At 71.9% G+C, this 18768-nt stretch carries 12 protein-coding genes and 5 tRNA genes; 9 read left to right on the top strand and 8 right to left on the bottom strand.

The features are described 5' to 3' along the window. The first annotated feature begins 6 nt into the window (after positions 1–6). Together AB0A97_RS33660 and bldC are read left to right on the top strand one after the other, a co-directional pair. On the top strand, positions 7–843 hold the full coding sequence (locus AB0A97_RS33660) for a hypothetical protein (protein ID WP_125046185.1): 837 nt from the start codon (positions 7–9) through the stop codon (positions 841–843). A 526-nt stretch (positions 844–1369) separates the two neighbouring features. Continuing rightward, the gene (bldC, locus tag AB0A97_RS33655) at positions 1370–1576 is read left to right on the top strand and encodes a developmental transcriptional regulator BldC (RefSeq protein WP_003980577.1); all 207 of its coding nucleotides are present in this window, start codon (positions 1370–1372) and stop codon (positions 1574–1576) included. Positions 1577–2080: 504 nt separating this feature from the next. Here bldC and AB0A97_RS33650 read toward each other — a convergent pair. The 3 genes from AB0A97_RS33650 to hrpA form a co-directional block, all read right to left on the bottom strand. Further along, a complete protein-coding gene (locus AB0A97_RS33650; protein ID WP_361157216.1) occupies positions 2081–2407 on the bottom strand; it encodes a DUF6274 family protein in 327 nt (108 codons plus the stop codon). Between the two features lie 288 nt (positions 2408–2695). Next, a tRNA-Asp gene (locus tag AB0A97_RS33645) sits at positions 2696–2770 on the bottom strand. A gap of 109 nt (positions 2771–2879) precedes the next feature. Further along, entirely contained in the window at positions 2880–6932 is a 4053-nt protein-coding gene (gene hrpA, locus AB0A97_RS33640) for an ATP-dependent RNA helicase HrpA (protein ID WP_361157214.1), read from the bottom strand. Between the two features lie 175 nt (positions 6933–7107). Between hrpA and AB0A97_RS33635 the strand changes: the two genes are divergently transcribed. Beyond that, positions 7108–8214, top strand: coding sequence for an ABC transporter permease (locus tag AB0A97_RS33635; RefSeq protein WP_361157211.1), 1107 nt, complete (start codon positions 7108–7110; stop codon positions 8212–8214). 135 nt (positions 8215–8349) lie between these two features. Here AB0A97_RS33635 and AB0A97_RS33630 read toward each other — a convergent pair. The 4 genes from AB0A97_RS33630 to AB0A97_RS33615 form a co-directional block, all read right to left on the bottom strand. Beyond that, positions 8350–8426: transfer RNA gene (locus tag AB0A97_RS33630), tRNA-Phe, on the bottom strand. A 4-nt stretch (positions 8427–8430) separates the two neighbouring features. Next, positions 8431–8505, bottom strand: a tRNA-Asp gene (locus AB0A97_RS33625). A 48-nt stretch (positions 8506–8553) separates the two neighbouring features. Next, positions 8554–8626 (bottom strand) — tRNA-Glu (locus AB0A97_RS33620). A 173-nt stretch (positions 8627–8799) separates the two neighbouring features. After that, complete coding sequence (locus AB0A97_RS33615; RefSeq protein ID WP_361157209.1) at positions 8800–10521, bottom strand: metallophosphoesterase; 1722 nt, start codon at positions 10519–10521, stop codon at positions 8800–8802. Positions 10522–10641: 120 nt separating this feature from the next. On the opposite strand from AB0A97_RS33615, the gene AB0A97_RS33610 reads away from it, so the two are divergent. The 6 genes from AB0A97_RS33610 to AB0A97_RS33585 all read left to right on the top strand — a co-directional run bounded on the left by AB0A97_RS33610 (position 10642) and on the right by AB0A97_RS33585 (position 17259). Further along, positions 10642–10992 carry a metallopeptidase family protein gene (locus AB0A97_RS33610; RefSeq protein WP_003980582.1) on the top strand — a complete coding sequence of 117 codons (351 nt, stop codon included), beginning with the start codon at positions 10642–10644 and terminating at the stop codon, positions 10990–10992. 307 nt (positions 10993–11299) lie between these two features. Continuing rightward, positions 11300–11848, top strand: coding sequence for a hypothetical protein (locus AB0A97_RS33605; RefSeq protein ID WP_361157206.1), 549 nt, complete (start codon positions 11300–11302; stop codon positions 11846–11848). Between the two features lie 340 nt (positions 11849–12188). Then, the gene (locus tag AB0A97_RS33600) at positions 12189–14468 is read left to right on the top strand and encodes a DEAD/DEAH box helicase (protein ID WP_361157203.1); all 2280 of its coding nucleotides are present in this window, start codon (positions 12189–12191) and stop codon (positions 14466–14468) included. 345 nt (positions 14469–14813) lie between these two features. Then, a tRNA-Lys gene (locus AB0A97_RS33595) sits at positions 14814–14886 on the top strand. A gap of 428 nt (positions 14887–15314) precedes the next feature. Further along, positions 15315–15701, top strand: coding sequence for an STAS domain-containing protein (locus tag AB0A97_RS33590; protein ID WP_361157201.1), 387 nt, complete (start codon positions 15315–15317; stop codon positions 15699–15701). A 472-nt stretch (positions 15702–16173) separates the two neighbouring features. After that, entirely contained in the window at positions 16174–17259 is a 1086-nt protein-coding gene (locus tag AB0A97_RS33585; RefSeq protein ID WP_361157472.1) for a PP2C family protein-serine/threonine phosphatase, read from the top strand. A gap of 120 nt (positions 17260–17379) precedes the next feature. On the opposite strand, the gene AB0A97_RS33580 is transcribed toward AB0A97_RS33585, so the two are convergent. After that, positions 17380–18408, bottom strand: a complete 1029-nt coding sequence (locus AB0A97_RS33580) for a DUF2332 family protein (protein WP_361157198.1) — start codon at positions 18406–18408, stop codon at positions 17380–17382. Positions 18409–18768: the final 360 nt, after the last annotated feature.

Raw genomic sequence — 18768 nt, 5'->3', positions numbered from 1 at the left:
GCGGGCGTGGCCTTGGCGTCGTCGGTGATGGTCCCGTACGCGGCATATCTACGGGTCTACGAGCCGCTCGCGGCGTTCCCCGAACCGGAGCGCTCCTACTGGGCGCGCTATGCCCGGCGTGCGGAGACCCCCACGGTTCAGGACGAACTTCGGCGGTCTCTGGCCGATTTGCTGCCGACCCCGCCGGTGCCGGTCCCGGTCCACGAGAGCAGCGACGCCTTCGTCACGGTCGTGGACGGCGTGACGTGCGTCTGCCCCTGGCGGACGCGGCTGCGGGGCTGGCAGGCCCTGGAGGAGCTGTCCGAACTCCTTCCGGCACCCGTGCTGGACGCGGCGCTGCCCCCGGTGGTGCGGCGCCAGGCAGCCGCGGACTACGAGGAGTGGCTGGAGCGCAATCCGGACGCCCGGCCCTGGATCCGTACCGCCACCTGGCACGTGCCGGTGCGCTGGTTCGCGCTCTTCGGCGACGGCGAGCGGGAGTACACCAAGAGCGAGCACGGGCCGGTGCTGCGGTACCGGACGCCCATGGTGCAGGCGCGGCGCCGGGTGGCGCGGGGCCTGCGCACGCTGCGCGACTCCCTGGAGGAGGGGCCGTTGATCGACGGCCTGGTGGACGTGGGCCGCTGGCTGGAGGAGTTCCATCCGCGGGCGCTGGTGGAGCTGGACTACGGCGGGCTGGTGCACGCGGTGCCCGAGGGGCAGCTCGCCGAGGACCGGTCGGCCGCCGAGGTGGCGGAGGGGCTGGCGGCGTTGCGCGAGGGGGACAGCGACCGGGCCGGCGAGGCGTACGAGAAGCTGTCGGACCGCTGGCGCGAGGTGCGCGAGCGTCAGTTCGCCAGCTGACGCGGGCGCTTCCGCTTCCGCGGGACGACAAAATGATCTGCGGCTGCCGAGGCTCGTGCACACTACTGACACGGGGGTCGTGGGACGTAGGTCCCGATCCGGGCGATTGCCTCAGGGGTGACCTAAAGCACTGACTTCGGGCCTTGCGGCCAAGCCATACCCTCGTGCCAAAATAGGACAAGGAGCCTGACAAGGGCCCCTTCCGCCCTACTAAGGGCGGATAGTTCGGTATTGCGCTCCTTGGTGGGTCTGATGGCGGCTGATCACCATGTGACTGATCGTCACGGTGGTGTGACTGTCCGCTATGGCATGGTCCATCGGCTTCCGCCGAGGTTGAACACCTGAGAGGGCAATTCCATCGGTTTGGCCGACGTGGCTGGACAGATGGTGTAGTTGTAGTGCCGAGGACAAGCCGTTCGTCCTATAACCGACTCGGCCCGCGTCCGCCATTTCGGGCAACGCGGGTCAAGGTGCAGAATTTAGAGGAAAGAACCGTGATGGTTCGGTTCTCCCGAGGAGGCCGCTCATGACCGCTCGCACCCCTGACGCCGAGCCGCTGCTTACCCCCGCCGAGGTCGCCACGATGTTCCGCGTGGACCCGAAGACGGTGACCCGCTGGGCCAAGGCAGGCAAGCTCACGTCCATCCGCACGCTCGGAGGACACCGGCGCTACCGCGAAGCCGAGGTTCGCGCTCTGCTCGCGGGCATTCCGCAGCAGCGCAGCGAAAGCTGAACAACCGCATGACCGGGCTGTTTTCGGGCCCCCCAACCCGATTCCGGCCCGTGGAGCCCCACCCGGCTCCGCACCGCACCACCTAGCACCACACAGCTTCATACGACGCGGAGCCTGCCCCAACAGGCCCCACACCCGCACCATCTGGGTACGTCATCGATCGCGCTGGACTCCGCCGGGTCCAGCGCGATCTTTTTTGTGCGCGCGAGGACCCGTGCGGGCAGCCGGTCCGGCCGGCTGGACACCGCCCGCGGGGGCCGTCGCGGCAAGCCCCCGCTGTTCTCCGGTCCAGTCCAAGGACTGCCGGGCGGGCGGTGCAATTGCACATATTAAATTGACCGGGTGTAGGGCGACCGTAAGATTCCCGGTTCCGGAAACCCGGGCGGTGACACCCGTCACAGCCCGGGAAGCTTGTGACGTCGGCGTCGCTGCGATAGAGGGCCGAAGCGCCATCCCGTTCTCAACAGCCTCCCACCGCAGGGCCGGTGGGGAACGCGCCGTTGGTCACCGGGCCGGGGGACTTTGGTCCTCGACCCCCGCCAAGGGCGGCGCGGCGGGCGCGGCGGTCTCCGCCGACGACGCTTCGCGGGACGCCGGGTCCGTGTCCGGTGCGGCACCAGAAGTCGTGGACGGCCCTCTGGAGGGCCGCGCGGAGGTCCGGGCGGCGGAGTCGGCGGCCGGTGCGCCGGCGGCGCGGCTGCGGGGCTCCATGGCGAGCCGCAGGAGGCGGGCGCAGACGGGGCAGTGGCGGGTCAGGTGGCGATAGCCCGTGGCGGCCGACAGATGGGCCCGCAGCAGCGCCCTGGTCTCGCGCCTGGCGGCTGTCGACATCGCACCCTCCTCCCGGCCGGCGCACTCTCCCTCGTGACTACCGGTGGTACGTGCCCCCGTCAATACGCGCATCGGCCCGGGCCCGTACGACCCGGACCGTCTGGCCACGGGATGGAGCGCCGCTCCCGTCCACACTCCCCAGCCGCGGGGCGGCGCAAACGGCCCGCACCCGGCGCGGGGACACGGGTCGGACGGCGAGCGGTCGCGGCGCCGCCACGCGCCCCCCGACGTACGCCTGCCACAACGCGAACGGCCCGCATCCCCGAGGGGATGCGGGCCGATCAACTGCGGTCCTGACGGGATTTGAACCCGCGGCCTCCACCTTGACAGGGTGGCGAGCACTCCAAACTGCTCCACAGGACCTTGGTGCGGCTTCCGCTTGCGCGGTGCTGCGAAGCAAGACTCTACAGCAGGTCAGGGGGTGCGGTCGAACTCGGTCCCGCGGGGCCGCCCGGAGGGGCCCCGCGGCCGGTCACACCTTGGGTACCGCGGCGTCCACGGCCTTGACGATCCGCTTGTCGGAGACCGGGTACGCGGTGCCGAGCGCGTGCGCGAAGTAGCTCACCCGCAGCTCCTCGATCATCCAGCGGATCTCCCGGGCCTCGGCCGGCACCGGCCGCCCCTGGGGGTACTGCTCCAGCAGCCAGGCGTACTCGTCCTGCATCTCCTTGACCTTCGCCATCCGGGAGCGGTCCCGCTCGGCGTTGTTGGGGAGCTGCTGGAGGCGGCGGTCCACGGCGACCAGGTAGCGCATGAGGTCCGGCAGGCGCTTGGCGCCGTGCGCGGTCACGAAGCCGGGCTTGATCAGGGCGGCCAGTTGCTCCTTGACGTCCGTGAGGGACGGGAGCAGCGAGGCGAAGGTGGTGGCCTTCAGGCGGCGCTCGCACGCCTGCCAGGCCGCCAGCACCTCCCGTACCTGCTGGACCGTCCTCATCGTGGCGTCCACCAGGTCGGCGCGGACCGCGTCGAAGAGCTTGCGGAAGGACTCCTCGTCCCAGGCCGGGCCGCCGTGTGCGGCGATCAGCCGGTCGGCGGCAGCGGTCACACAGTCCTCGAAGAGGGCCTGTATGGAGCCGTGGGGGTTCGCGGACAGTGCCAGCTTCTGTTGGTTGGTGAGCTTGCCCTGCGCGAACTTGGCTGGGTTGCTCGGAATATTCAACAAGATCAAACGGCGGGTGCCGGTCCACATCGCCGTGCGCTGTTCCGCCTCGGTGTCGAAGAGGCGTACGGCGACGCTCGTACCCTCGTCGACCAGCGCCGGGTACGCCTTCAGCGGCTGGCCCCCGCGCCGGGTCTCGAAGGTGCGGGGCAGCGTGCCGAGCGTCCAGGACGTCAGGCCGGTGCGCTGTTCCAGGCCGGCCGGTGTCCCGGCGCCCGCGGCCGCGCCGTCCCCGCCGCCCTTGGCGGGCCGCTCGGCGGCCTGTGCGAAGGCTTTGCTGAGGGCTGCCCGCGTCTTCGGCTTGAGCTTCAGGCGCAGCGCTTCGAGGTCCTTGGCCTCGGCCAGCTTGCGCCGGCGCTCGTCGACCACCCGGAACGTGATCTTCAGGTGGTCCGGGACCTTGGCCGGGTCGAAGTCGGCCGGGTCGACCGGGACGCCGACCATCCGCTGGAGCCCGGCTGCCAGGGCCGTGGTCAGTCCGCCCTGGAGGGGCACGGTCGAGTCCAGGAAGCGGGCGGCGAAGTTCGGCGCCGGCACATAGTTGCGGCGGATCGGTTTGGGCAGCGAACGGATCAGTTCGGTCACCAGTTGTTCGCGCAGGCCCGGGATCTGCCAGTCGAAGCCTTCGGAAGAGACCTGGTTGAGGACCTGGAGGGGGATGTGGACGGTCACGCCGTCCGCGTCCGCGCCCGGTTCGAACTGGTACGTGACGCGGAACTTCAGCTTCCCCTGCCGCCAGGAGTCCGGGTAGTCGTCCTTGGTGACGGCCTCGGCGGACTCGTTGATGAGCATGGAGTGCTCGAAGTTGAGCAGCTCCGGCTCGTCATGGCGCTTCTTCTTCCACCACGCGTCGAAATGGGCGCCCGATACGACGTCTTCGGGCAGCCGCTGGTCGTAGAAGTCGAAGAGCGTCTCGTCGTCCACGAGGATGTCGCGCCGCCGGGCGCGGTGCTCCAGCTCCTCGACCTCGCCGAGCAGCTTGCGGTTGTCGTGGAAGAACTGGTGGTGGGTGCGCCAGTCGCCCTCGACCAGGGCGTTGCGGATGAACAGGTCTCGGGAGGTCTCCGGGTCGATCCGCCCGTAGTTCACCTTCCGCTGGGCGACGATCGGCACGCCGTACAGCGTCACCCGCTCGTACGCCATCACCGCGGCCATCTTCTGTTCCCAGTGCGGCTCGCTGTACGTCCGCTTCACCAGGTGCTGGGCCAGCGGCTCGATCCACTCGGGCTCGACCTTGGCGTTCACCCGCGCCCACAGGCGGGACGTCTCGACCAGCTCCGCCGACATGACCCAGCGCGGCGGCTTCTTGAAGAGCGCCGAGCCGGGGAAGACCGCGAACTTGGCGCTGCGGGCGCCCAGGTACTCGTTCTTGGCGTCCGTGTCCTTCAGTCCGATGTGCGAAAGCAAACCGGACAGCAGGGAGGTGTGGATGAGGTCGGGCGCCGCGTCCTGCTCGCTGAGGTGCACCCCCATCGTCTTGGCGACCGTCCGCAGCTGCGAGTAGATGTCCTGCCACTCGCGTATCCGCAGGTAGTTCAGGAACTCGTTACGGCACATCCGGCGGAACGCCGAGGACGACAGCGCCTTCTGCTGTTCGCGGACGTACCTCCACAGGTTCAGGTACGCCAGGAAGTCGCTGGTCTCGTCCTTGAAACGGGCGTGCTGCTGGTCGGCCTGCTGCTGCTTCTCGGCGGGCCGCTCGCGCGGGTCCTGGATGGACAGCGCCGCCGCGATCACCATGACTTCGCGTACGCACCCGTTGCGGTCGGCCTCCAGCACCATCCGGGCCAGCCGCGGGTCCACCGGTAGCTGGGACAGCTTGCGCCCCATCTGGGTGAGCCGCTTCTTCGGGTCCTTCTGCTTCGGGTCGAGCGCGCCCAGCTCGTGCAGCAGGTCCACGCCGTCCTTGATGTTGCGGCGGTCCGGCGGGTCGATGAACGGGAACTTCTCGATGTCGCCGAGGCCGGCCGCGGTCATCTGCAGGATGACGGAGGCCAGGTTCGTGCGCAGGATCTCGGCGTCGGTGAACTCCGGCCGGGTGAGGAAGTCGTCCTCCGAGTACAGCCGGATGCAGATGCCGTCGCTGGTCCGGCCGCAACGGCCCTTGCGCTGGTTGGCGCTGGCCTGCGAGACCGGCTCGATCGGCAGCCGCTGGACCTTCGTGCGGTAGCTGTAGCGCGAGATCCGGGCCATGCCGGGGTCGATCACGTACCGGATGCCCGGCACGGTCAGCGAGGTCTCCGCGACGTTGGTCGCGAGCACGATCCGGCGGCCGGTGTGGCGCTGGAAGACGCGGTGCTGCTCGGCGTGCGACAGGCGCGCGTACAGCGGCAGCACCTCGGTCTGCGGCAGGTTCTTCTTGTTGAGCGCGTCCGCCGTGTCGCGGATCTCCCGCTCGCCGGAGAGGAAGACCAGGATGTCGCCGGGGCCCTCGTCCCGCAGCTCGTCCACGGCGTCGCAGATCGCCGTGATCTGGTCGCGGTCGCTGTCGGTGCCGCCCTCCTCCAGGAGCGGGCGGTAGCGCACCTCCACCGGGAACGTACGGCCGGAGACCTCGACGATCGGCGCGCTGGGGGCCTCGGCGCCCTCCTTGGGCGCTGCCACGGAGGCGAAGGAGCCGAAGTGCCGGGCGAACCGCTCCGGGTCGATGGTCGCGGAGGTGATCACGACCTTCAGGTCCGGCCGCCGGGGCAGTAGCTGGGCCAGGTAACCGAGGATGAAGTCGATGTTGAGGCTGCGCTCGTGGGCCTCGTCGATGATGATCGTGTCGTACTGGCGCAGCTCGCGGTCGGTCTGGATCTCCGCGAGGAGGATGCCGTCCGTCATCAGCTTCACGAGGGTGCCCGGGCCGACCTGGTCGGTGAAGCGGACCTTCCAGCCGACCGCCTCGCCCAGCGGGGTGTTCAGCTCCTCGGCGACCCGCTCGGCGACCGTACGGGCGGCGATCCGGCGCGGCTGGGTGTGCCCGATCAGACCGCGTACGCCACGGCCCAGCTCCAGGCAGATCTTGGGGATCTGGGTCGTCTTGCCGGACCCGGTCTCACCCGCGACGATCACGACCTGGTGGTCGCGGATCGCTTCGAGGATCTCGTCCTTCTTCTGGCTGACCGGTAGCTGCTCCGGATACGTGATCGCGGGCACCGCGGCGCGGCGCTGCTCGACCCGCAGCTCCGCCTCCTCGATCCCCTCGGCGATCTCGGCGAGCACGGCCGCGCGGGCCTCGGGCTTACGGATCCGGCGCGCGCCGTCGAGCCGGCGCCCCAGCCGCTGCTGGTCGCGCAGCATCAGCTCGGGCAGCCGCTCCAGGAGAGCGGGCAGGGAGGGGGCGGCACCGTCGGGCCGGGCGGAGGCAGGCTGACTGGACATACGTCCCCCAGGATCTCACCTCCGTGAATACGGTGGCGAACGAATTGCCGCCGGTGCGGGGCCGGGAGGACGTCCGGGCGGCTGCGGTGGCCCTCGGGGCCGTACCCGGCGGGCCCTGCGCACGGTGGGCCGACCACCAGGGGAATGTCCGGGATAGGTGCTTTAGCGTGGCCTTATGTCTGATCAGCACGGTGACCTCCCCCAGCCGCACGGCGCCCACGGACGGCCTCCCACCGCGGCCGAGAGATGGGCCGCGTTCAAGAAGTCGCCGTTCCTGCCCGCCACCGTGCTGGTCTTCATCCTCGCCGTCGCCGCCGGCCTCTTCGCGGGCTCGTACACGTACACCATGGCCAACCCGACCCCGCGGCACATCCCGACCGCCGTGGTCGGCCCGCCGGACACCCCGCACGGCAAGGCCTTCGTCGGGGGCATGGAGAAGGCCCTCAACGCCTCCCTCCAGCTGCACGCGTACGACACGTACGCCGCGGCCGAGGAGGGCATCGAGGAGCAGGAGGTCTTCGCGATCCTGCGGGTGCGGGACAAGAGCATGGAGCTGGACGTGGCCGGGGCGGCCGGCGTCCAGGTGGCGCAGGTGCTGGAACAGGCGGGGCCCCAGGTGGGCCGGGCGGTCGGCGTACCGGTCGAGGTCAAGGACCTCAAGCCGCTCCAGGAGGGCGACCCGCGCGGGCTCGCCCTCTTCTACATCTCGCTCGCCGCGGTGATCATCGGGTTCGTCGGCGCGATCCAGCTCAGCGTGCACGCGCGCGGCCTCAATCCGCTGGAGCGGATCGCCTTCACCGCGCTGTACGCGCTGCTGGGTGCCTTCGCGATCGCCGCGGTCGTGGACTGGCTGCTGGGGGCGCTGGACCTGCCGTTCGTGGAGTCCTGGCTGATCCTGGCGCTGACGATGTTCACGTCCGGCATGGTCTTCACGATGTTCAACACCCTGATCGGGCGCTGGGCGATGATCCCGACGTGGGGCCTGATGGTGCTGCTGGGCAACCCGTCCTCGGGCGGCGCGGTCTCCTGGCCGCTGCTGCCGTCCGTCCTCGGGCACATCGGCCGCTGGCTGCCGCCGGGTGCCTCGGTCAACGCGCAGCACACGGCCGTCTACTTCGGCGCCTCGCAGCACCTCTTCCCGTTCCTGGTGCTGGCCGGCTGGGCGCTGGTCTCGTGCGCGGTCTTCTGGACCTGGCGGCACCGGCACCCGGGCGGGCGCGAGGTGGGGGCGCTCACCTCGGGGGCGCACCGGGCGGGCGCACCGGACGCGCCGGGCGCCTGACGTACGCGGGGCCGGGCCTTCGGGCGCCGGCCCCGGCTTCGGCCGTACGGGTGGCGGGGGACGGGCGGGCCGGGCGGACCGCTCGGGCAGAAAGAAAAAGGCCCCGATCCGAAGATCGGGGCCTTTTCCCACTGCTGGTGGCTGGGGCCGGGGTCGAACCGGCGACCTATCGCTTTTCAGGCGATCGCTCGTACCAACTGAGCTACCCAGCCACAGCGGTCCTGACGGGATTTGAACCCGCGGCCTCCACCTTGACAGGGTGGCGAGCACTCCAAACTGCTCCACAGGACCTTGCACTGTGCGAGATCAAGCGTACCTGGTCTCGCACACGGTAATGCGTGCCCCCAACGGGATTCGAACCCGTGCTACCGCCTTGAAAGGGCGGCGTCCTGGGCCACTAGACGATGAGGGCTGATGGCCCGCCTCGACGCCTTGTGGGGCGCCGTCGGGGACGTGAGAAGCATATGGGATGCGGGGACCGTTCGCCAAAACGGTTTGTTCGAGCCCCTCCGAGGAGGTGTTCGGGGAGGGGGCGGCGGGCGGCCGGGGAGGGGGTGCGCCGAGCTCCCCGGCCGCTCCGTGGGCCTACGGGGGACCCGGTGAGGACGCCCCAGGAGACCCGGCGCCCGGGGACGGGGTGGCGCCTGGGGACGGCGTGGTCCTTTGGGGTGGCGTGGTGCGCGTGGATGGCGTGGCCCCTGGGGACGGCGTGGCCCCCGGCCGGTTCTCCTGCGGCAGGTGGCGGCTGACCTCGGCCTTCGACAGCCCCAGCCCGCCGAGCGTGATCTCGTCCCACGCCTGGAGGCGCCGGGTCTCCCGGTCCAGGTAGAGGACGGACGCCTGCACCGGAGCGGGCTTCTTGCCCTGCACCGCGCGCAGCCCGCCGCCGCCCGTGGAACCTTCGATCATCAGCCGGGTGCCCCGGGGGAGCACGCTGTTCTCGCGATGGTGGACGTGACCGGCCAGCGCCAGCGGGACCAGGCCGTCCGCCTCGGACACCGCGACCGGGTTGTGCGCCAGGGCGATGTCCACGGGCGTACCCGCGAGCCGCTGCGTACGGAGCGAGTCGGCCAGCCTGCCGCCGGCCGTGCGTTCCGAGAAGTCCCCCTCCGCGACGACCGAGCGGTCCGGGGTGAACTGCGGGTCGCCGACGCCGGCGATCCGCAGTCCGCCGACGCTGACCGCCCGCCCGTCGTCGAGGACGGTGGCGTTCTTACGGGTCTCCAGGTACTTCTGCGTCGTCGCGGAGTCGTGGTTGCCGCGCACCCAGACGTACGGCGCGCCGAGCGTGGCGACCGGGTCCAGGAAGGCGTTCTCGGCGGCCGAGCCGTGGTCCATGGTGTCGCCGGTGTCGATGATCACGTCGATCTTGTACTGCTTCACCAGCGACTTGACGATCTGCCAGGCCGCCGGGTTGAGGTGGATGTCGGAGACGTGCAGCACACGGATCGTGGTGGGGTCGGGCGCGTACGCGGGCAGCGTCGAGGTGGCTTCGTACAGCTTGGTCACGTTCGTCACCAGACGTGCCAACTCCCGCTGGTACACGTCGAACTCGCTGACGATGTTGCGGGCGGTGCCGACCACCGAGGGCGCCGAGGAGAGCAGCCCGGAGAACTTCGGCTCCAGGACCGACTTCGGGTTCCAGGTGGCGTACGCGGCGGCGCCCGACGAGGCCAGCAGGACGAGCGCCAGCCCGCCCGCGGCCAGCGCGCGGCGCGGCCGCCGGTAGACGGTCAGCCCCAGCGCGGTGGCGCCGGAGACGACCGCGACGCAGGAGCGGAAGGCGAGGGTGCCGGTGCCGCTGACGACGTCGCGGGTGACCTGCTCCTGGAGGCCGGCGAACCGTTCCGGGTGGTCGACCAGGGCCTGGGCCCGTACGGGATCCAGCCGGTCGACGTCGACGTCCAGCCGTATCGGCGCGTGGTGGCTGCGCAGCTCCAGGGCGCCCAGCGGTGAGACGTTGATCTTCGTGCCGCCGGAGAGCGACGGGCGCAGTGTCATGTTCGTGTCCACCGGCCCCACGGGCGCGTGGATGCTGCCGACGATCAGCAGCCCCAGCCAGGCGCCGAGCAGGGTGACGGCGATCAGGCCCAGGGCACGGGCGTACGGGTGCGGTGTGTGGGTGAGGGTGCTGGTGGGGGCGGTGTGGTGGGAGCGGTAGTCGCGGAGCACGGCGGCGGGAAAGCCCCGTACCCGGGCGAGCGCGGCGCGGAGCAGTCGGAAGACGGCGGGACCGGCGGAGTCGGCGGAGCCGGGAGAGTCGGAGGAGCCGGGGGAGGAGTCCCCGGACGGCGCGACACGGGCCATTGGGCGCGTATTCCCGGGCGCCGCGCCCGTCATGCCCGGAAAACGGGCCCCGCGCGCCGGGCCGCCCTCGCCACCGCGCGGTACCGCCGCCGCGCGGTGGCGTGGCGGACAATGGGTGGTGTGCTGGAGATGACGCGCGAGGAGTTCGAGGAACTGGTGGCCGAGGCGCTGGACCGGATCCCGCCGGAGCTGACACGGCTGATGGACAACGTGGCGGTGTTCGTCGAGGACGAACCACCGGCCGAGGACCCCGATCTCCTGGGGCTGTACGAGGGGACGCCGCTGACCGACCGGGGCGAGTGGTACGCGGGCGTGCTGCCCGACCGGATCACGGTCTACCGCAACCCGACCCTGCGGATGTGCGAGACCCGGGAGGACGTGGTGGCGGAGACCGAGGTGACCGTCGTCCACGAGATCGCGCACCACTTCGGCATCGACGACGAGCGGCTGCACGCGCTGGGGTACGGCTGACGGGCGGCTCGGCGCGGAGGCGTACGGCCGGGGCGGCAGGGACGCCGGAGCGGTCGCGGCGGCCGGGGCGGGCAGGGTGGCCGGCGCGCGCGTGGTGGCCGGGGCGGGCACGGCGGTCAGGACGGCCGGCGCGGCCGGTTCGCGGCATTCGTGGCGTTCGGGGTGGTGCCGCTGGTGGCCGGGGCGGAGATCGGGCCCGTACGGACGCGATCTCGTGCCCGCGGCGCGTGTCCTCGGGTGCCCGGCGGGAGTTGGGCAGGGCGTTCATCTCCGCAGTCTCCGCGCTCCGGATCCGGAGGTCCCGCCCGTGCGCCCGATCGCTTCCCCCCTCCCCGGCCCGGCCCTGAACCGGCTCGCCGCCGCCGTGGCCGCCGCTTCCGCCCTGGCCGCGTCGCTGAGCGGCTGCATGAGTGTGAGCGACGCGGAGCCGCCCAAGCCGTCGGGGTCCTCCGCGCGGCCCGACGGCGGACCCGCGCCGGACGGCGGCACGGTGGACACCCGCGGCGGGAGCCCGGACCGCAGGGCGCGTACGGGCGGCGGCCACGGTGTGGAGGGGCACGCGGGGGCGCCCGCGAGTGATCACACGCCCTCGGCGCACGAGACGGAGCCGGAACCGGAACCCGCTTCGGGCGCCGCGCCCGGCCCCGAACAGCCCGGCCCGCCCGGCACCGGCCCCGCCGCGCCAGGACCGCCGCGGCCCGGCAGCGGCCGCCCTTCCCCGACCGCCCAGCCGCCCCGGACGACCCCGACCGTGAAGCCGACGCCGAGCGCCAGTCCGGACCCGCAGCCGAGTTCCCCCGCGCCGACCCCGTCGTCCGCTCCGCCCGCGCCCTCGAATCCGGAGGGCGGGGGGTAGCGGCGGGGGGATGGGGGAGTGGGGAGTGGCGTACGGGAGGGCGGGGGCGCCGGAGTGGGCGGGTGCGGGTGGGGGCCGAGGGGCGCAGGGCGTGTGGAGTGCGGCAAAAGGCCAGGTGGGCGCGGTGGGGAACGGAGGTTCGGGAGGGCATTTGCCTTCTGGGGGGCGGAGTGAGTATGGTGGTAGATCGTTTGATCCCATTTGCCCGGCGCATGATGCAGCGCCGTGTGGCGCGTTCTCTCCCTTGCCGTGGCTGACCGCATTGAGGCGGTCATTTGTGAAGTCTCACGGAGTTTGGGCGCGTGCCTGTGCCGAGACTCCGGAAGGTTTCGCATTTCGCATGTCTGTTTCCACTGATCAGTCCGTCCTGCCCGCTGCCGACGAGCAGGCGGCCCCCCAGCAGGACCAGCCGCAGGACCAGGCCGTCATCGAGACGCCTGCCGAGGCGACCGAAGCGGCCGAGTCGGCCGCCGACGCCTCCACCGAGGCCGCGGCCCCGCAGGTCACCTTCGGTGACCTCGGCCTCGACGAGAAGATCGTCCGCAAGCTGGCCGCGAACGGTGTCACCACCCCGTTCCCCATCCAGGCCGCGACCATCCCCGACGCGCTCGCCGGCCGCGACATCCTCGGCCGCGGCCGTACCGGCTCCGGCAAGACCCTCTCCTTCGGTCTGCCGCTGCTCAGCCGCCTGGCCGGCGGCCACACCGCGAAGAAGCGCCCGCGCGGCGTCATCCTCACCCCGACCCGTGAGCTGGCCATGCAGGTCAGCGACGCGCTGCAGCCGTACGGCGACGTCCTGGGCCTCAAGCTCAAGGTCGTCTGCGGCGGTACGTCCATGGGCAACCAGATCTACGCGCTGGAGCGCGGCGTCGACGTCCTCGTCGCCACCCCCGGCCGGCTGCGCGACATCATCAACCGCGGCGCCTGCTCGCTGGACGACGTCGAGACCGCCGTCCTGGACGAGGCCGACCAGATGGCCGACCTGGGCTTCCTGCCCGAGGTCACCGAGCTGCTCGACCTGGTTCCGTCCGGCGGCCAGCGCATGCTGTTCTCCGCCACGATGGAGAACGAGATCGGCACCCTGGTCAAGCGCTACCTGACCAACCCGGCGACCCACGAGGTCGACGCGGCCCAGGGCGCGGTCACCACCATGACCCACCACGTGCTGGTCGTGAAGCCGAAGGACAAGGCGCCGGTCACCGCCGCCATCGCCGCCCGCAAGGGCCGCACCATCATCTTCGTCCGCACCCAGCTCGGTGCCGACCGCGTCGCCGAGCAGCTCTGCGACTCCGGTGTGCGCGCCGACGCGCTGCACGGCGGCATGACGCAGGGCGCGCGGACCCGCACGCTGGCCGACTTCAAGGACGGTTACGTCAACGTCCTCGTCGCCACCGACGTCGCCGCCCGCGGCATCCACGTCGACGGCATCGACCTGGTCCTGAACGTGGACCCGGCCGGCGACCACAAGGACTACCTGCACCGCTCCGGCCGTACCGCCCGCGCGGGCCAGTCCGGCACCGTCGTCTCGCTGGCCCTGCCGCACCAGCGCCGCCAGATCTTCCGCCTCATGGAGGACGCGGGCGTGGACGCCTCGCGCCACATCGTCGGCGGCGCCGGCGCCTTCGACGAGGACGTGGCCCAGATCACCGGCGCCCGCTCGCTCACCGAGGTGCAGGCCGACTCGGCGAACAACTCCGCCAAGCAGGCCGAGCGCGAGGCGCAGGAGCTCGCCCGCGAGCTGGAGCGCGCGCAGCGCCGGGCGACCGAGCTGCGCGAGGAGGCCAACCGGCTGACCGCACGCGCCGCGCGGGAGCGGGGCGAGGACCCGGAGGAGGCGGTCGCCGCCGCCGAGGCCGCCGTGGAGGAGGCCGCCGAGGCCGTCGTACCGGCCCAGGCCGCCACCGAGGCCGACGAGGCGCCGCGCCGCTCCTCGAACCGTGACGAGCGGGGCAACTACGAGCGCCGGGACCGTCGGGACAACGACCGCGGTGACCGTGGCGAGCGCGGCGGCTTCCGCCGTGACGACCGTTCCGGTGGCGGTTTCAACCGTGACCGTCGTGACGACCGTTCCGGTGGTGGTTTCAACCGTGACCGTCGTGACGACCGCTCGGGCGGTGGCTTCAACCGTGACCGCCGTGACGACCGTTCCGGTGGCGGCTTCAACCGCGACCGCCGCGACGACCGTGGCGACCGCGGTGGCGACCGTGGCGGCTTCCGTCGTGACGACCGTTCCGGTGGTGGTTTCAACCGTGACCGTCGTGACGACCGTTCCGGTGGTGGTTTCAACCGTGACCGTCGTGACGACCGCTCGGGCGGTGGTTTCAACCGTGACCGCCGTGACGACCGTTCCGGTGGTGGCTTCAACCGCGACCGGAACGACCGCCCGAACCGTTCCTTCAACCGTGACGACCGCTCCGGCGGCCGCTCGGGCGGCGGCTACCGCTCCGGTGGCGGCGACCGTCCGTACAACCGCGACCGCCGCGACGACCGTCCCTCCTCGGGCGGCTACCGCTCGGGCAGCGGCGACCGTCCGTACGGCCGCCGTGACGACCACCGCGGCCACGGCACCAGCTCCTTCGGCCGCCGTGAGGACAAGCCGCGCTGGAAGCGCAACGGCTGACAGAGTTCATGACGCCTGAGGGCGTCCGTGACGTCTGACAGAGCCTGCGGCTCCTGACGACGTCCGTGACGCCTGACGGAGTCTGTGAAACCTGACAGAGTCCGCGACGTCCGACGGCGTCGCCCTCTGCGACCGCGGGGCCCGCGCCGCACTCCGTACTCCGGTACGGGGTGGGCGCGGGCCCCGCGTCTCAACTCCGCACCCCGTGCGGCCTCTTGGCCGCGCCCCTCGCCGTACGGCAGCCTCGCGCGCCACGTCCGCGCGGAAGCGGACGCGACGCCTCCGCCGGCCCGATGGCCCATGCCTTCGGGCTGCGGCGGGAACGCGGGCTATGCTGCTCGGTGCGGGCCATTAGCTCAATTGGCAGAGCAGTGGACTTTTAATCCATTGGTTCAGGGTTCGAGCCCCTGATGGCCCACCGCTGAAGGTCGGAGGACGCCCCCGTCGACCTGCTACGTAGCGCCCCGGTCGGTCTCCTCCGACCGGGGCGCTACGGCGTTTTCCGGCCATGCGTGCGCGATGCGTGAGCGGACGGACACACGGCTCCGGGACTCCGGTCCCCCTCCGCGGAATCGTTCGTGCCCGGCGTGCCACATCTCCGGCTTCCGCCCGGAGGCTGCTCAGCTCTGATGGGTGTGGCAGTCCGGCTATTAGCGGTCCGATTGCAGCAACAGGCTTCCCTGGACAGACAAGTACGTTCCGAAAGCGAAGTTTTGGGCCAAGGTCAGGCTGCTGCCGATGTGTCGTGTCGGCCCTTTCTAGGCTGGGCACGCGGTTTCTGTTCCTCCCCGGGCTCCCTCCGCACGGCCCGTTCGAGCAGCACCAGCCTGAGGAGTTGCATCAGCAGTGGAGAGCCGTTGGCCGGATCGGTTGGAGGACTGCCGGGTGGTCCACCCGTCCGGAGAGCTCGACGCGGCCACGGACCTGGGCTTCGCCACCCTGCTGCGGGGGTCGGACCCCGTGGCCGGCGCCGAGTGGCTGATCGTCGACCTCAGGCGAGTGACGTTCATGGACTGCCGCCCGCTGCGCAACCTCTGCACCGCCTGGGACCTGAGCCGGACCACGGGCCGGTGGACGCGGGTGGTCTACGACCAGCCCTCCATCGGCCGCCTCCTGCGTCTGACGGCCTTGCAGGATCGGTTTCCCCGCTATGTCAGCATCGACGCGGCCTGGCGCGAACGTCGTGCCGAGGGCACGCGAGCGCGCTCGCCGAAAGCAGGCGGCCCGAGCTGAACCGTTTCTGGAGGCTCTTCCCGGCACGGCGGAGCACCGGTGACGGTGGAGAGGTCCCACGTCAGGTGCCTCCGGGCGCGGGGCCTGCCGCGTTCCTGCCGCGTTTCCGTCGCCCTGCCCGCAGTCCTGCTGGTCGCCCTGTCCACCGCCCCGTAGGCAGTCCTCCCGCCGTCCCGTAGGCAGTCCTCCCGCCGTCCCGTCGGCAGTCCTCCCGCCGTCCCGTCGGCAGTCCTCCCGCCGTCCGGTCGGCAGTCCTCCCACCGTCCTCCCCCCGCCCCGTATGACCCGTACGGCCCCATCTGATTCGCCCCCCGGCCCGGCAGCGGAAAACCTTGGGACGGCGGCGGTGGTCGTACGGACGGGCGCGGGCCGCGGCCCGGCTGCGACGGGAGTGGGAGGCAGGCCGGTGCGGGTGCGTCGAGGCGGCAGGGGCCGTAAGGGCGAGCGGGAGCGGCGGCGCCGCCGCTCCGGCATGTCGCCGTTCGGCCGGCGGCTGGTCTGCTGGCTACCGCTGATCCTCCTGGTGGCGGGGCTGATCTTCGACAGCGGCACCCCGGCCCGGTACACGGCCGCGCCCTTCTTCTCCGCCGCTCCGCTGGTGGCGGCGCCGCTGTACTCGCTGGGCAGTACGGCCGTCATCGCGGCGGCCGCCGTCATCGCCGAGACCTGGGTCGTGACGTACCACGGGGACCGCGACGCCAACCAGTCCGTCACCGAGGGCCTGACCGTCCTGGTCGTCGCCGTCCTCGCGCTGGGCATCAACCGGGTCGTACGGATGAGCGACGCCCGGCTCGCCTCCGTACGGGACGTCGCGGAGGCCGCCCAACGGGCCGTGCTGCCGACGCCCGCCGAGCGCATCGGCGGGCTGGCGGTCGCGGCGCGCTACGTGGCAGCGCAGGCGGACGCCCGGATCGGCGGCGACCTGTACGCCGTCCAGGACACTCCGTACGGCGTACGGCTGATCGTCGGCGACGTACGGGGCAAGGGACTGGAGGCGGTGGAGGCCGCGGTGATCGTCGTCGGGGCCTTCCGGGAGGCGGCCGAGCAGGAGGCCAGTCTGGAGGCGGTGGCGGGGCGGCTGGAGCGCGCGCTGCAACGCGAGGGCAGCCGGCGGGAGGGCCTCGACCAGTTCGAAGGGTTCACCACGGCCGTACTGGCGGAGCTGCCCTCGGACGAACACGCGGCGCTCCGCGTCCTCAACCGCGGCCACCCGGCACCGCTGCTCCTCGCCCCCGACGGCGAACTGCGCGAGCTGACACCCAGGTCGCCCGCGCTGCCGCTCGGCATGAGCGAGGTGGCCGGCTGGCCGGACCGGGCGGACGAGACGGCCTGCCCCGCGGGCTCGATCCTGCTGCTCTTCACCGACGGCGTGACCGAGGCCCGGGACGCCGACAACGTCTTCTACGAGCCGGCGAAGCGGCTGCGCGGGCGGGTCTGGGCCTGCGAGGGGCCGGCGGCGCTGCTGGACGCGCTGGTGGCGGACGTGGCGGCGCATACCGGAGGGGAGACGGCGGACGACATGGCGTTGCTGGCGGTGCAGCGCCCTTTCAAGGGGTGAAGGGCCGCGGCGCGGAGTGGGCGGCGGGCCCTTCGCGGCGGAGTGCGTGGCGGCGCCCCGTGGTGGAGTGGGCGATGGGCCGGGAGCATCACCCGGCACCCGGTGCCGGTCTCACAGCTCTCACAGCCACTGCACGCTCTGCCCGTGCTGGCCGGTCAGGGCGACCGCCCGCCCGTCGAGGGCCAGGGTCAGCAGCCGCTCCGTCACCTCCAGCGGCTGCGCCGGGCGGGGCGTGGTGATCCACGGGAGCACGGAGCGGTACTCGTTGGAGACCCAGTGCCCGGGGCGGTCCCGCTCCCGGAGGACGGTCCGTACGGCCCGGGCGAACTCCTCGCGGCGCGCCGGAGGAAGGTACGTCAGCACGGAGGTGTGGAAGACGACGAGCGTCGCTCCGGGAGGGGCCTCAGCGGCCAGCGCGGGCAGCGCGCCGATCAGGTCGCCGCGGACGACCCGGGGGCGCGGCGCGGACCGTACGGCCTCGATGGCGGCCCGCTGCCGCCGTACGCGCTCGTCGGTGGCGCCCGGCCACACGAGAGCCTCCAGCCAGCGCACGTCGTCGGGGTCGGCCGGGTCGAGGGGGTCGAGGTCGATGCCCGCACGCCAGGCGATGTCCGGGACGCGATCGGGTACGGGGGTGCCCGGCCCCGTACGGCAGGGGAAGACCGCCGCGCTGTCCGGGGCCCCGAACTCCGGCCGGTCGTCGTAGCGGTAGCGGTAGCGGTCCGGGTACAGGCACAGCCCCGCCGACGCGCCGACCTCCAGGAGGGCCAACGGCTGCGGGAGCCGGGCGAGCAGGGGCAACAGGGGCGCGCAGCGGGCCGGCTCGTTGGTCTGCGTCAGGCGCCGCATGACGACGGCCCTGACCTGCTCCCAGTGGCGCAGGGTCCATTCACGCCAGCCGCGGTACGCCGCGGCGCCGCGCGGCCCGTGCTCGGCGTACGGGCCGTCGAGGTAGCGGACCGCGGCGAACAGGAGATGGGGCTGCTGCTTGTTGCCGGCGGGCAGGGAGCGCGCGAGATGGTCGCAGAACTCGGGGTCGTGGCCGATCCGCGCGGCCAGTTCCTCATGGGCGTCGGACTGCCCCCGTGCCTGGTACCAGGCGAAGTCCACGTATCGATCCGCCAGTGCCTGCGCGCTGTTGACGACCATGATCAGACGTTACTGCGCTCACCGGGGGTGAGCGCCGGGCACCCCTGCGCATAACGACTCCCGCACAATCGCGCATCACAGGTTTGAAGAGCGCTCGGCAACTCGCCCTGTTTTGTCCGCCGATGGGTGTTTAACCTCAGGCCAAAGCTATCCCAAAGCGCCCATGGATTCGGCGGAACGCTTGGTATCGGCCCACCGTTTCTATTACAGTCCGATAACGCAGCGCGGTCGTCCCAGCCGTCGCAAGAGGCGGCACCGTGCGCCGACGCCTAATCCCGTCAGCAGGTTCACAACTGAATCACCGTTGGGGCACCACTGGACCGGCCTCGGGGCCGGTGCCGTACCAGCGCGTGTCCTGGG

The sequence above is a fragment of the Streptomyces sp. NPDC045470 genome, from assembly GCF_040646595.1.
Classification (GTDB): Bacteria; Actinomycetota; Actinomycetes; order Streptomycetales; family Streptomycetaceae; genus Streptomyces.
Note: the sequence above shows the minus strand (reverse complement) of the source record. Positions and strands in the feature narration are given on the sequence as shown.